The sequence below is a fragment of the Actinomadura sp. NAK00032 genome (genome assembly GCF_013364275.1).
GTDB lineage: Bacteria > Actinomycetota > Actinomycetes > Streptosporangiales > Streptosporangiaceae > Spirillospora.
The window spans coordinates 8,196,621-8,210,248 of the sequence record NZ_CP054932.1 but is presented as its reverse complement, the minus strand read 5'-3'; the positions used below and the strand labels follow the sequence as shown (position 1 = coordinate 8,210,248).

Sequence of the window (13,628 nt, the reverse complement as noted above, 5' to 3'; positions counted from 1 at the left end):
GGACCTTGCGAATCATCTACCTGCTCTACAACGCCCACGGGGTCGGCGGGACCGTCCGCACGATCTTCACCCAGGCGAACACGATGGTGGAGCGCGGCCATGAGGTCCACATCGTCACGATGTGGCGGTCGAGCGAGAACGTCCCGTTCCACCTCGACCCGCGGGTGCACCTGCGGCCCCTCGTGGACGGCCGCCCCGGCACCGACCACACGCCGAAGGACCCCGCCGCCGAGGACACCTCCTGGCACGCGCTCTTCCCGGAGAAGATGGCGGCGACGGCCGAGAGCCGCGCCCGCGTCAACGCCCTCATCGAGTACCTGCGGACGGTCGACGACGGCATCCTGGTCTGCACCCGTCCGACGATCACGCTGATCGCCAAGCACTTCAGCGACCCCCGGCTGGTGCGGGTCGTCCAGGAGCACGCGCACCTGTCCTGGCACAACAAGGAGTGGCGGGCCGCGATCGACTCCGCCTACCCCGACTTCGACGCCCTGGTCACCCTGACGGAGGCCGACCACGCCTCCTACTCCGAGGCGTTCCCGGGGATGGGCCGCATCGCGCGGATCCCGAACCCGCTGCACTCGCTGGACGTCCCGCAGTCGGACCTGAGCCGCAAGATGGTGGTCTCCGCCGGCCGGCTGGACCGGGCCAAGGGCTTCGACCACATGATCCGGGCGTTCGCGACCGTCGCCGAGCGGCACCCCGACTGGACGCTGCGCATCTACGGCAGCGGCGCGGAGGAGCAGCGGCTCCGCAAGATGATCCTCGACCTGCACCTCTACAACCACGTGTTCCTGATGGGGCCGACCAGCAAGGTGGACGAGGCGCTGGCCAAGGCGTCGGTCTTCGCGATGAGCTCGCGGTCGGAGGGCTTCGGGATGGTGCTGCTGGAGGCGCTGAACTGCGGCCTGCCCGCGGTGAGCTTCGACTGCCCGGTGGGGCCGCGCGAGATCCTGACGTCCGGCGAGGACGGCCTGCTGGTGCCCACCGGCGACACCGACGCGCTCGCCGAGGGGCTGAACCGCGTGATCGAGGACGCGGACCTGCGCAGCGAACTCGCCCTCGGCGCCCGCAAGACCGCGGCGCGGTACGGGCCCGACGTGATCGGCGACATGTGGGAGCGGCTCTTCGCCGAACTCCAGGCCGCGAAGGGCTGACCGCGAAGGGCTGACCGCGAAGGACTGGAACGGCCCGGCAAGAGGCCGGACGAAAGGCCGGATGGGCCGCCGCGCGTGCGGCGCCCGTCCATTCCGAGGTGATTTTCCGGACCGGACATGGGCGTCCGGGCCGTTGGCATAACGTGGTGCCGCAAGGCCACCCTGGCGGGGAGACGATGGGACAGCGTCCGAAATTGCCCGTGCTGGTGCGAGCCGCCGGAGGAGCACTCCTCGCCCACGGACTCTTCCTGATCGTCCTCGCGGGGGCGTTCGCGGTCCGCTGGGTCACGATGGAGGGCTACCCGTCCCCCCTGTGGTTCGGGGACTCGCACTCCTACCTGGAGGGCGCGCTCAACCCGACGCCCTCGGTGCTCCGGCCGAGCGGGTACTCGCTCTTCCTGTGGGGGCTGGGCCCCTTCCACAGCTTCACCGTCGTGCTGTGGACGCAGCACGCGCTCGGCCTCCTCACCGGCGTGCTCGTCTACGTCCTGGTGTGGCGGGCCATCCGCGCCGGGGCGCGGCGCCGGCGGTGGCCGGCCAGCATCATCGCGACCCTGGTCACCGTGCCGGTCCTGTACGACGCCTACCAGATCCAGCTGGAACACCTGGTGATGGCCGACGGGCTGTTCACGTTCCTGCTGTTCGCCGCCGTCGCGGTCGTCCTGTGGCGGGTGCGGATGCGCTGGTGGACGGGGGCGCTGGCCGGCCTGCTGGTCGCCTGCGGCGCGCTCGTCCGCTCGGTCGGGCTGCCGATGCTGCTGGTCGTGGTGTTCTGCATGGTGGTGCGCCGGGCCGGCTGGCGCGCCGTCACGGCGGCGGTGGCGGCGGCCGCGATCCCGGTCGTGGCCTACATGTCCTGGTTCAACGCCGTCCACGGCGAGTTCACCATGACCAACACCAGCAACGTCTGGCTGTACGGCCGCACCGCCGACTTCGCCGACTGCGCCGTCATCAAGCCGGAGCCGGAGATCGCCGGCTTCTGCCGCGACCACCTGCCGCCGCGCGAGGACGTCGCCCCGGCCTTCACCGCGCTGTGGGGGGCCGACTCGCCCTTCCGCCAGTACCCCGACGGGATCCGCGACCCGCAGGCCAACGAGCTGGCGGGCGAGTTCGCGAAGAAGGCCATCACCGAGCAGCCCGGCGACTACTTCGGCACCGTCCTGCGCGACACCTTCCGCGCGTTCGAGTGGGAGCGGCACGAGTACCCGACGCGCGGCACGGTCGAGGAGTACGAGTTCCCGCTGGGCGCGTCGCTGCGCGACTGGGACGCCCTGGTCGCCTACCCCTACGGCGGCGACACGGCACAGGCGCGCGTTGTCAGCCCGTACAGCGACTGGGTGCGCGACTACCAGGACCGGTACTTCGTGCGCGGTCCGGTGCTCGGCGGGCTGATGGCGATCGGGCTGATCGGGGTGCTGCTGCGGGTCCGCCGGTTCGGCGGTGCCGTCCTGCTGCCCTTCGGCACCGGGCTCGCGCTGCTGGTCGTCCCGGCGGCGACGGCCGACTTCGACTACCGGTACGTGCTGCCCGCGATCCCGTTCGCCGCGCTCGCCGCCGGGCTGGCCTTCGCGCGCCGGCCGCCCGTCCCCGAGGCCGAGGACGCCCCCGAGGAGACGGTGGAGGACGGGGAGCCGGACGCGGCCGGTCCCGACGACGAGCCCGCGAACGAGCCCGAGGCCAGAGAAAAGGAGACGTCCCCCGGGAAGGGCTCCCAGGGGACGTCCGCGGATCCGGAGCTGTCGGGTCAGGCCTGCTGACCGGCGGTCATCGCCGCTCGCTCGGGAAACCGGGCCTCCTGCTCGGCGATGACCGCCTGCACGTCGGCGAGCTTGCGGCCGTAGTCCCGGCTGGACAGCCAGAACTTGTAGATGATCACGAACTCGAAGAAGAGCATGCCGGCCGCGCTGACCGCCACCACCGGGATCACCGCGCCCGAGACGACCGCCGCGATGAGCGGCGCGACGATGAAGACGCCCATCTGGAACTCGATGCCGCTGATCAGGTGCGGGCGGATGCGGCCGCGCATCAGCACGTTGCGGATCCGCGCGTACCACGGGAACCGCTGGTTGAACCCCTGCTGCAGCGCGACGTTCGGGTTCTCCGCGACGACCTGGTCCTCCAGGTCGGCCTCGGAGGGCTCCAGGTCGGCCTGCGCCGAGCGGAGCCGGTCGTCGGCGGCGGCCGCGGACGGCCCGCCGTCCGCCCGCGCGGCCTCGTCCAGCAGTTCCTGCGCCCGCTCCTGCGCGGTGCGCAGCGTCGACCGCATCTGGTTGCGCACCTTGTAGATCTCAAGGGCGTCCATGTAGCGCAGCATGTCGAGGAAGACGACGGCGAGCGCGGTCCAGATGTAGGCGGTGTTCCCGGTGTCGTGGTACAGGCCGGCCATGAGGGCGATCGCGCAGGCGAGGACCCGGATGCGGTCGAAGATGTAGTCCAGCCAGGCGCCGAAGACCGAGCCGGTGCCCTTGAGGCGGGCGATCTTGCCGTCCATGCAGTCGAGCGTGAACGACAGGTGGTAGAGCAGGGCGCCGACGGCGAGCCAGAGCGGGGAGGCAACGGCGAAGCAGGCGCCGGCGGCCAGGCCGAGGATCAGTGCCCCGACGGTGAGCTGGTTGGGAGTGATGCGCGTCCGGTTGGCGGTGAACTTGACCAGCCGCGCGGCGAGGGGGTCGACCAGCAGGACCGTCCACCATGCGTCACGCGCTTTGTACGTCCGTTGCCGGACGTCGTCGAGCGTGAAGTCCGCCATTGAAGAGCCGTCCTTTCGTGATGGGAGAACCGGGCCCCGGCCGCGGGGTGGCAGACGCGGAACCGGCCGCTGACAAGGGACGATGACGCGCCCGGGCCCGCTCCCGAAGGGAGAATCTACTCCTCCCGGCAGCGGGCCCGGCGCGTCGTTGCCGACTTGTCACCGATGATCGTCAACCCAGCAGCCGGTCCGCGATCCGCGCGGCCGCCTGACCGACGTCCATCGCACAGTAGCGGTTCTGGAACGCCGTGTAGGCGCGAAGGTGGGTCGACGTGACGCCGTCGAGGTCGCGCAGCGCGCCGGCGACCTCGTCGACCTCCCGCAGCAGCGGGCCGGGCGCCTCGGCGGTGAGGTCGAAGTAGGTGCCCCGCAGCTCCTCCTGGTAGAACTCCAGGTCCGGGGTGAAGAACAGGATCGGCCGGCCGGTGGCGGCGAAGTCGAACATCACCGAGGAGTAGTCGGTGATCACCACGTCGGCGATCAGGTACAGCTCGGTGATGTCGGGGTGGCGGGTGACGTCGATGACGTCGCCGCCGATGCCGGCCGTCCGGTCGGCGACCATGTGGTGCTGGCGCACCAGGATCGTGTAGTCGTCGCCGACGGCCGCGGCGAGGCGCGCCGTGTCCAGCACCAGCTCGGCCTGCCGCCCGCGGGTGAGCCAGATGTCCTCGCGCCACGTCGGGACGTAGAGGGCGACCCGGCGCCCCGGCGGGACCCCGAGCCGCTCGCGCACCCGCCGCGCCCGCTCCTCCCGGTCGGGGGCGAACAGCAGGTCGTTGCGCGGGTAGCCGACCTCCAGGACGTCGCCCTCGTACCGGAACGCCTGCCGGAGCATGCCGGTGACGTGCGCGGACGGCGAGATGAGGTGGTCCCAGAGGGGGACGTCCTCCTCGTAGCGGCTCAGCTTGGTGGTGTTGCTCGCGATGCGGCCGTTCTTCACCAGGTCGTAGCCGATGTGCTTGTACGGCGTCCCGTGCCAGGTCTGGAGGTAGACCTGCCCGGGGCGCTTGCCGTAGCCCTGCATCTGCAGGCAGTTGTTCACGACGATGCGCGCCGACGCGGACAGCTCGTAGTACTCGCGGGTGCCGCGCAGCACCGTCCGGGCGCCCTCGGGCACGTCGAACTGGCCCTCGGCGGTGAACCAGACGTACTCCAGGCCCGGCTCGCGCCGCTGCATCTCCTCGAAGACGGCCCGCGGGTTGCAGGAGTACTGGCGGCCGAAGTAGCTCTCGAACACCACCAGGTCGCGCAGCGGCGCGGTGTTGGCGGAGGAGTAGTAGTGCCGCTGCAGCCTGCGCTGCGCGTAGGCGCCGCGCTCGTCGTCGCTCAGCGCCGTCCGGATCCAGAGGTGGAGCAGGTCGCCGCGGTGGGACTGCAGCGACAGCTCGTGCACGCCCACGAACCGCGGCTCGGGCAGCGCCCGGCGCGTCGCCCGGTCGATGCCCATGTTGATCTCGCCGTGCGCGCCGGGGACGTACAGGTCCCACCGGCCGGTCGGCAGCGGGAACCCGCTCTCGCGCCGGGCGTTGAGCAGCGCGGTGAAGGCGGGCCCGTCCCAGCTGAGCGGGACCTCGTGGACGTCGGAGGTGCGGCGCCGGCGCATGATCAGCCGGTCCGGCCGGGTGCCCTCGTCGCCGCTGGTGCCGGCCACCCGGATCGTGGTGCCGTCCAGCCACTCCACATGGGTGATCGTGGGCCGGGGGGCGCGCTCCACCAGCGTGAGGTTGCCGTAGTTGGTGGCGATGACGTCGTACTCGCGGCCGGCCACGTCGGCGCGCAGGTCGAGCAGGTCGGCCTCGACGGCGAGCCGCAGCCTGTCCTGGCCGCCGGCGGTGAGGGAGAAGTCCCACTCGATGCTGTCGGTGACGGCCGCGCCGGCGGCGGCCGCGTTCCCGGAGCCCAGCCCCTCGGCGAGCTGCCGGAGGTCGGCGACGGCGGTGAAGCCGAGGTGCCCGGAGGGGGCGTCGTTCGTCGCGGTCATCGGCCACGACACCGTCGTGGTGCCCTGCCGGTAGGCCGCGGTGATCGCGCCCTTGCGCACGAAGGCCGCGTCGGCCTGCCGGACCCGGCCGGACAGCAGCAGCCGCTCCCCGTCCACCTTGACGTCGGTCACCAGGGCGCGGACCGGCTGCACGCCGACGATCAGTTCCTTGGCCGGGGTGTACTTGGGCTTGATCAGCATCCCGGGGGCGACCTCGCGGTCCGGCGGCCACAGCCCCGCGCCGCGCGGCGTGGTGAGCCTGCCCCGGCGCTTGATGCCGTGGGTGGTCACCGTGACGAAGATGTGCCAGGTGCCCTCGTTCGACCCGAGCTGCGCGGGGTCGATCTCCACGGCGAACCCGGACCAGTCGTGGCAGGCGGTGGCCTGGCCGCTCTGCGCGGTGACGTCGGGCCGCCGGATCCGCTCCGGCTTCGGCCGCAGGATCTTCGGGACCAGCACCACCCGCCGCTTGCGGAACTCCAGCTCGATCGTGCTGTCGCCCGGGCCGGGGGCGTCCATCCGGTCGATGTAGGCGTGCCCCTCGATCCGCAGCTTCCCGTTGTGCCACATGATCTCGTCGACGCCGGTCTGGAGCTTCAGCTCGTCCGACAGCGCGTAGAGGTGGTCGGGGAAGCGCGGGTCGCCGAGGTAGGGGTAGTCGCCGTACCAGGTGTCGCCGCCGCCCTGCCGCTGGATCGCGCTGTGCCGCATCGGGTTGCTCTTGGCGAACGAGACGATGTCGATCAGCTCGTCCATCAGCCGCTCGCGGACGGCGTGGAACTTCAGCCGGTCGATGGCGGTGAGGTCGTTGAGCAGCTTCAGGTCGATCTCGTCGAGGAACTCGTTGACGAGCGCGAGGAACGACTCGCGGTAGGCGTCGTCGCCCTGGTCGACGACGTTGACGTAGATCCGGATGTCGTCGGCGAGCGCCGACCGGTCGTAGGCGTCCTTCAGGTCGGGCGCGTTCTTCGCCAGGAAGCTGGAGGCGGCGCGGACCGAGCGGATCCGGTCGGCGAGGTTGCCCGGCTCGGTACGGCGCTGCGTGATCGACCGGGTGCCGGTCTCGCGGATGCGCCAGTGGTAGACGACCTCGCGCAGGACGTCCACCTTGGAGGCGAGGACGTGCGCCGGGATCGTCACCGGGATGTCCTCGTACAGGCCGGCGGGGAACGTGAAGTCGTGCTTGTCCCAGAAGGCGCGGCGGAAGACCTTGTTCCAGGCGGTCCGGTCGCACAGCAGCTCGGGGAAGTCGCGGACGTGCGTCGCCTTGCGGTCGATCGGGAAGATGCGGTCGTGCATGGCCGACCGCTGCAGGCCGTTGATGCCGATCCGCCGCACGGCGCCGCAGGCGATGTCGGAGCCGGTCTCCTCCAGCGAGCCGACCATCAGGTCGAAGGCGTACCGGGGGATGATGTCGTCGCTGTCGATGAACGCGAGGTAGCGGCCCGAGGTGTGCGGCAGCCCCGCGTTGCGGGCCAGGCCGAGGCCCTGGTTCTCCTGGCGGACCAGCCGGAAGCGGGAGTCGCGGGTCTCGAACTCCTTGGCGATCGTCGCGCTCGCGTCGGTGGAGCCGTCATCGATCATGACGACTTCGAGGTCGCTCAGGGTCTGCTGGGCGACGGACTCCAGACAGGCCTCCAGATAGGCCTCGACGTTGTAGAACGGGACGACGATGCTCAGCAGCGGTGACAACCGGTTCTCCCCTGGGGGACGAGCGCCAAAATGTGGCGGGGTGGTGAAATCCGCTTCACTGCGGGATTAAGAGGCGGATAAGGCCGAGTTGATGATATCCGACATGGCACAAGCCGAGATTCGTCTCGGCGGAGAGCGCCGCCCGGTCGGCCGGCGGGTCGGGCTAGCGGGCCGGGCTAGCGGGCCGGGCGTCCGGCCGTCCGCCGGCCGCCCTTGCCGGCCGCTCCGCGCCCGGCGGGGCGGCGCAGGGACGTGAAGGCCCAGGTCATCTTGGGTTCCAGTGCCCAGCTCATGCACCGCACGACCAGCGGGCTGCACAGCACGGTGCCGAGCACGGCGGACGCGCCCAGGAGAATGATCGTCCCCGGAACGGTGTGCATCCAGGCGGAATCCCACCAATCCAGGTAGTCCAGCAGTCGAATGATGAACCCGTGCAAAAGGTACGTGTAGAGCGTGGTGGCACCGAGCGCGCTGAACCAGTGCCGCCCGCGCGGGACGACCGCGAGGAACGCCGCGACCAGCACCGTCGCGCAGCTGAACATCGCCAGCGTCATCACGGTGCCGGTGACGTTGCTGACACCGAGGTCCTCGTAGGGGGTCTTCCAGAAGACCCAGCTCTCCGTCATGCGGTCCTTGGCGAAGTACGCCATGGCCAGCCCGCCGGCCAGCACCGCCGCGCCGATCGGCCGGGCGATCGGCTTCTTGAGCAGCTCGAAGTGCTCGGGCTTCAGCGTGAGGCCGAGCACGTACAGCGGGAGGAGCCCGAGCACCCGGTGGATGTTGAACGTGCCGCCGAGATCGCTCATGTAGGACAGCAGCGCGAAGAGCAGGGCGATGCCCAGCGGCCAGCGGATCTGCTGCCACACCGGCGTGGACAGCCGCCAGAGGAAGAGGGCGCACATGAACCACATCAGCCAGTACGGCTTCAGCAGGCTGATCGTCAGCTCGCCGCCCTCGCCCAGCCAGGCGTAGATCTCGTACGCGACCTCGAACACCACGTACGGCACGCCGACGTGGGTGATGAGCTTGCGCGCCTTGCCGGTGGAGAACGTCCAGTTCCGGGAGAGGTAGCCGGTGATCACGATGAACAGCGGCATGTGGAACATGTAGATGAACAGGTACAGCGCCTTCGCGATCGGGACGTCCGACCGGACGTTGGCGATGACGTGGCCCGCCACCACCAGCAGGATCGCGAAGTACTTGGCGTTGTCGAAGAAGGGGTCCCGCGGCTTACGCGGGCGCTCGCCCTGCCCCGGTGCGGCCGTGCCCGCGCCAGGGCCCGCCGCCGTGCCGGGGGCGGGCGGCGCGGTGCCCGGCGCGGGCGGCGCCATGGCCGCCGTGCCCGGCGCCCGGGGGGCGGGGGGCACCGCCGCGCCGGTGGGCGGCGGCTCGTGGGCGGGCGGCGGCTCGGCTCCGGGGGGCCTGCTGGAGTAGGTCATGAGGCTGTCCGGGTCAGGAGTCCTTGCAGATGTTGTCGCTGGCCCGGATCTCGCCCTCCTGCTTCGGGATACCGGCGCCGGCGCTCTTCAGGACCGTCCAGTTCTTCCCGACGACGAGGTCGACGACGCCCGGCGTGCCGCCCTTGCGCGCGGTCGGCTGGGGCTTGCTCGGGATCAGGGCGGCGAGCGTCTGGGCCTGCTGGTCGGCACCGGCACCGTACATCACCTTGGTGGCCGGGGCGTCGGCCGGCGCGTTCCCGCCGACCGTCACCTGGAAGCCCTGCGACTCCAGGTCGTCGGCGACGCGCCCGGCCTGCCCCTGGACGCCGCTGCCGTTGTAGACGCGCACCCGCACCTGGCTGGGCGCGATCTTCGGCGTCCCGGCCTTCGGCTCCTTCGGGATGGTCTTGTCGTTGCGGACCGCGGCGAAGAACGGCTGCGCGGCGTCCCGGAGCGCGACGCGGTTGATGTCCTGCGGGTCGGGGCCGGACGGGACGGTCACGAACCGGAGCTTGCCGGAGGTCATGCCCTGCATCTCGCGGGCGATGTCCATCATGACGTCCGGGGTCAGCTCCTCGTCGGTGGTGAGCGACTTGGTGACCGCGTTCATCAGCGAGTAGAGCTTCTTGGGGTTGCTGAGCACGCCCGCGCTCATCGCCTGGTTGGCGAGGGAGCCCATGAACTTCTGCTGGCGCTTGATGCGGTCGGTGTCGGAGCCGTCGCCGAGGCCGTGCCGGACGCGCACGTACGCCAGGGCCGTCTCGCCCTTGATCTTGTGCGGGCCCTTGCTCAGCCGGAGCCCGGACTTCGGGTCGTTCACGGCCTTCGGCAGGCACACCGGGACGCCGCCGACCGCCTTGGTGATCGTCTTGAACCCGGTGAAGTCGACCTGCATGAAGTGGTCGATGCGGATGTTGGAGATGCTCTCGATCGTCTTGATGACGCAGGCGGCGCCGCCGTTGGTGAACGCCGAGTTGATCTGGGCGCGGGACTGCGCCGGGATCGTCCCGCCCTTGCGGCCCTTGCAGGACGGCATCGGGATCATCAGGTCGCGGGGGAAGCTGATCCCCATCGCCTGCCCGCCGCCGGGCGACAGGTGCAGCAGGATCATCGTGTCGGAGCGGGGCAGCTCGTTCTTCAGCCCGCGGCCGTACTTGCCGTTGGACCCCGCGCGGGTGTCGGACCCGAGCAGCAGGATGTTCATCGCGCTGTTCAGCTTCTTCGGCCGGTTGGGGCCGAGCTGCGCGTTGACGTCCTCGTGCGAGATGTTCCCGAACGCCTTGCGGTACAGGCCGTAGGCCGTCAGGGAGCCGGCCACCATGACCGCCGACAGCCCGATGCACACCCATCCGAGGATGCGCCAGCCGCGTCGCGGCGCCGGTTGGGGATCGGCGTCGTCGACGTACTCCATGTACATCGGATTGCTGTTCATCGGCTCCGTGGTCCGGGGTCTCAGCGGTTCTTGGAGGCGCGGGGGGTGATGGTCCCCCACACGGGATCGCCCGCTTTCCGGGGTCGGCGTCTGGACGAGGGCAAGGAGAGCGTAGGTCAGGACAGCCGGTACGGGGACCCGGATCCGTCATTCGGGCCCGGCGTTCCGGCCACCACCGTCACATGCTCCACGGTCAGGCGTTGATCTAGGATGGCTTTGTCAAAGTTTCGTTGAATTATGACGGAAGCACCCGAGGCTAGTGGTGCGAGTAGACCCGCCAGTACCCCCTCCAGTGTGGTGAACGGCACGTCAACCAACAGGCGGTCGCGTGCGTCCAGCTCCCATTTCTCGGCGGCCTCGCGGGCGGCGGCGACCAGCTCCCGCTGGCTGAGTGTGGTCTTTGTCACATTGAGCGCGGGGGTCCCGGGCGTCACATCCGGCCCGGCCGCGAAGCGGTCGCCGTGGCCGCGGACCTCGTCGGCGTAGTCGGTCACGCCGGGCGGGCAGTCGGCGAGCGGGCCGCCGAGCGCGTGCAGCGACAGGCCGACGATCTCTTCGGCCTCCGTGTCGCCGACCACGTCGTCCAGCACCTCCTGAGCAGCCGCCAGGATGTACGGCCCGGAGCCGCCGACGGGTTCGCCTGCTCGGCCCTTCACCGTCTCCGGGTCGACCGGTTCGGCGACGACGCCCGCCGACCAGCAGGCCATCAGCCACACCGCCGTCTGCCAGTGCGGCGGCAGCACGAGCACCGCGCGGGTGCCCGGCTCGGCGCCGAGCCCGTCCACGAGGAAGTTCGCCGTCTTGGCGACCCAGTTGTCGAACGTCTTCGCCGACAGCTCGACGCGCTCCCCGGTCGCGTCGTCGTAGAAGGTGACCAGCGGGTTGGCGGGCGCGTCCGCCACCCGCCGCCGCAGCAGCTCGGCGGGCGTGGCCGCGCCCGGGTCGGGTTCGCTCATGGCCCGAGCGTATGCCCGCATGATCGTGAGAGGCCCACCACCCGCCGGGTGGCGCTACGCTCCGCACGGGTGAACGACCACCGCACGCACCAATTCTGTGTAGACCACCACGGGGCGGGACGATGAACGCTGGCCGGCTGCTCGTCCGCGTCACCGTCGCCCCGGCGCTGCTCGTGGTGGCGTGGCTGGCGGTGTCGCTGCCGCTGCTGCTGGCGGGCGTGTTCCGGCCGGTCCCGGCGATCGCGCTGTTCGTGCCGGTCGCGGCCGCGGTGCTGTGGCTCGGCCTCCGGTCCCGTCCCGGCGTGGACGAAGCCGCGAAGCGCGGGAGCCTCAACGTCCCCGGCGGCGTGGAGTCGGTGCCGCGATGGGTCACCTGGAGCGTCCTGGCGATCACCGTCGCGTTCCTGGTGCTCCAGGTGGTGATGTGCGCGGAGCAGATCGTCGTCCGCCGCGACCCGGCGTCCTACGTCCAGTTCGCGACGTGGTTGGCCGGGCACGGGTCGCTGCCCATCCCGGAGTCGGCGGCGGCGTTCGGCGGGCCCGACCCCGTGCTCGGGTTCGCGAGCCCCGCCTTCTACGAGGACGGCGGCGCCGTCGTCCCGCAGTTCATGGCGGGCATGCCGCTGATCCTCGCGCTCGGCGGCTGGCTCGGCGGCACCCACGGCATCCTGCTGATGGCGCCGCTGCTCGGCGCGTGCTGCGTGCTCGCGTTCGCCGGGCTCGTCGCGCGGCTCGCCGGCCCGCGCTGGGCGCCCGCCGGGGCGCTGCTGCTGGCGCTGACGCTGCCGATGCTCTACGTCTCGCGCAGCACGTTCAGCGAACTGCCCGCGATCGTGCTGCTGCTGGGCGGCCTGTCGCTGCTGTACGACATGCGCCGCGAGGAGGGGCGCAGCGCCGACCTCAAGGCGTTCCTGGCGGGCGCCGCGCTCGGGCTGATCGTGCTCGTCCGGATCGACGGGCTGCGGGACGTCCTGCCGGTGCTCGTGTTCGCCGGCCTTCTCATCGGGCGCGGGCGGCGCACCGGCTACTGGGTGGCGGGCGGGCTGCTGCTCGGCACGGCCGCCGGGCTCGTCGAGGGCTTCACGCTGTCGCGGCCCTACCTCTCTTATCTCGGATCGTCGCTGAAGCCGCTGCTGGCCATCAGCGCGGCGATCCTCGTCGCCACCGTCGCCATGGTCGTGCTGCTGCGCGCGGACCGGACGGGCACGCGGCTGCGGCGGCTCGGCGCGGCGGTCGCGCACGGCCGGCTGCCCGGGGCCGCCGCCGTCCTCACCGTGCTGGTGATGGCGGGCTTCGCGGTCCGGCCGCTGGTGCAGACCGTCCGCCGGGTGCCCGCCTCACGCGACGACCAGCTGAACGTCCAGTTCATCGAGACGATCCAGCGGATCCAGCACCTGCCGGTGGACGGCACCCGCCAGTACTCGGAGCTGTCGCTCTACTGGGTCGTCTGGTACATCGGCGTCCCCGCGCTGCTGTTCGCGACGCTCGGCGCGGCGCTGCTGGTCCGGCGGCTGCTGCGCGGCCAGTCGCCCGAGTGGCTGCTGCCCTACGCGATGGTCGTCTGGACGACCGCGCAGGTGCTGCTGCGGCCGGGCATCACGCCCGACCATCCGTGGGCGTCCCGGCGGCTGATCGGCCTGGTCATCCCCGGCCTGCTGCTGTTCACGGTGTTCGCGTGCGCGTGGACGGTGCGGCGCGTCCGCCGTGTCGGGTACGGGCCGAAGATGGTGAACCGGGGCACGGTCATCGGCGTCGCGCTGATGCTGGTGCCGATCGTCCTGACGTCCGGCGGGTTCCTGGTGACCCGGACCGAGCAGCACGAGGTGGGCGCCGTGCGCGGCATGTGCGACGCGCTGAGGCCGGGCAGCTCCGTCGTGGTGGTCGAGCAGTCCACGGCCGACCGGTTCCTCCAGGTCGTGCGCGGCATGTGCGACCTGCCCGCCGCGCGGGTGAGCGGCGGCGCCACGACCGCCGACGTGCGGCGCGTCATCGCCGGCGTCACCGGGGCCGGCCGGCGTCCGGTGGTCATGGCGGCGAAGCGGGAGCAGGTCGCCCCCTACGGCACGCCGGAACGCGTCCTCCAGGTGCGGACGCGGCAGGACGGGCGCACCCTCACCAAGCCCCCCGGCGGGACGTGGGGGCTGTCCATGGAGGTCTGGATCGCGGAGCCGTCCGCGCCTTAGCGGCTGCCGAGGTTCGGCGGGGCGAGTATCCTCGCGCTG

General features: G+C 71.3%; 8 protein-coding genes. 3 read left to right on the top strand and 5 right to left on the bottom strand.

The window, feature by feature from the left end; translation table 11 throughout:
• The first annotated feature begins 5 nt into the window (after window positions 1-5).
• The gene (locus tag HUT06_RS37605) at window positions 6-1,157 is read left to right on the top strand and encodes a glycosyltransferase family 4 protein (protein ID WP_176200063.1); all 1,152 of its coding nucleotides are present in this window, start codon (window positions 6-8) and stop codon (window positions 1,155-1,157) included.
• Between the two features lie 176 nt (window positions 1,158-1,333).
• Entirely contained in the window at window positions 1,334-2,914 is a 1,581-nt protein-coding gene (locus HUT06_RS37600) for a hypothetical protein (protein WP_176200062.1), read from the top strand.
• On the opposite strand, the gene HUT06_RS37595 is transcribed toward HUT06_RS37600, so the two are convergent.
• The 5 genes from HUT06_RS37595 to HUT06_RS37575 all read right to left on the bottom strand — a co-directional run bounded on the left by HUT06_RS37595 (window position 2,902) and on the right by HUT06_RS37575 (window position 11,406).
• Window positions 2,902-3,906 carry a CDP-alcohol phosphatidyltransferase family protein gene (locus HUT06_RS37595; RefSeq protein ID WP_176200061.1) on the bottom strand — a complete coding sequence of 335 codons (1,005 nt, stop codon included), beginning with the start codon at window positions 3,904-3,906 and terminating at the stop codon, window positions 2,902-2,904. The two genes, HUT06_RS37600 and HUT06_RS37595, sit on opposite strands and share 13 nt — an antisense overlap.
• A gap of 172 nt (window positions 3,907-4,078) precedes the next feature.
• Window positions 4,079-7,579: a bifunctional glycosyltransferase/CDP-glycerol:glycerophosphate glycerophosphotransferase gene (locus HUT06_RS37590; RefSeq protein ID WP_176200060.1), complete on the bottom strand. Its 3,501-nt coding sequence runs from the start codon at window positions 7,577-7,579 to the stop codon at window positions 4,079-4,081.
• A gap of 176 nt (window positions 7,580-7,755) precedes the next feature.
• Complete coding sequence (locus HUT06_RS37585) at window positions 7,756-9,018, bottom strand: acyltransferase family protein (protein WP_254715593.1); 1,263 nt, start codon at window positions 9,016-9,018, stop codon at window positions 7,756-7,758.
• Window positions 9,019-9,031: 13 nt separating this feature from the next.
• On the bottom strand, window positions 9,032-10,450 hold the full coding sequence (locus HUT06_RS37580; protein ID WP_176200059.1) for an LCP family protein: 1,419 nt from the start codon (window positions 10,448-10,450) through the stop codon (window positions 9,032-9,034).
• A 116-nt stretch (window positions 10,451-10,566) separates the two neighbouring features.
• On the bottom strand, window positions 10,567-11,406 hold the full coding sequence (locus HUT06_RS37575) for a TIGR03089 family protein (RefSeq protein ID WP_176200058.1): 840 nt from the start codon (window positions 11,404-11,406) through the stop codon (window positions 10,567-10,569).
• A gap of 122 nt (window positions 11,407-11,528) precedes the next feature.
• Between HUT06_RS37575 and HUT06_RS37570 the strand changes: the two genes are divergently transcribed.
• Complete coding sequence (locus HUT06_RS37570) at window positions 11,529-13,589, top strand: hypothetical protein (protein WP_176200057.1); 2,061 nt, start codon at window positions 11,529-11,531, stop codon at window positions 13,587-13,589.
• Window positions 13,590-13,628 lie beyond the last annotated feature (39 nt).

Bases quoted from the DNA above. Each gene is read 5' to 3' on its own strand.
- HUT06_RS37600 (WP_176200062.1), top strand. From the start codon at position 1,334: ATGGGACAGCGTCCGAAATTGCCCGTGCTGGTGCGAGCCGCCGGAGGA.
- HUT06_RS37595 (WP_176200061.1), bottom strand. From the start codon at position 3,906: ATGGCGGACTTCACGCTCGACGACGTCCGGCAACGGACGTACAAAGCG.
- HUT06_RS37585 (WP_254715593.1), bottom strand. From the start codon at position 9,018: ATGACCTACTCCAGCAGGCCCCCCGGAGCCGAGCCGCCGCCCGCCCAC.
- HUT06_RS37580 (WP_176200059.1), bottom strand. From the start codon at position 10,450: ATGAACAGCAATCCGATGTACATGGAGTACGTCGACGACGCCGATCCC.
- HUT06_RS37575 (WP_176200058.1), bottom strand. From the start codon at position 11,406: ATGAGCGAACCCGACCCGGGCGCGGCCACGCCCGCCGAGCTGCTGCGG.
- HUT06_RS37570 (WP_176200057.1), top strand. From the start codon at position 11,529: ATGAACGCTGGCCGGCTGCTCGTCCGCGTCACCGTCGCCCCGGCGCTG.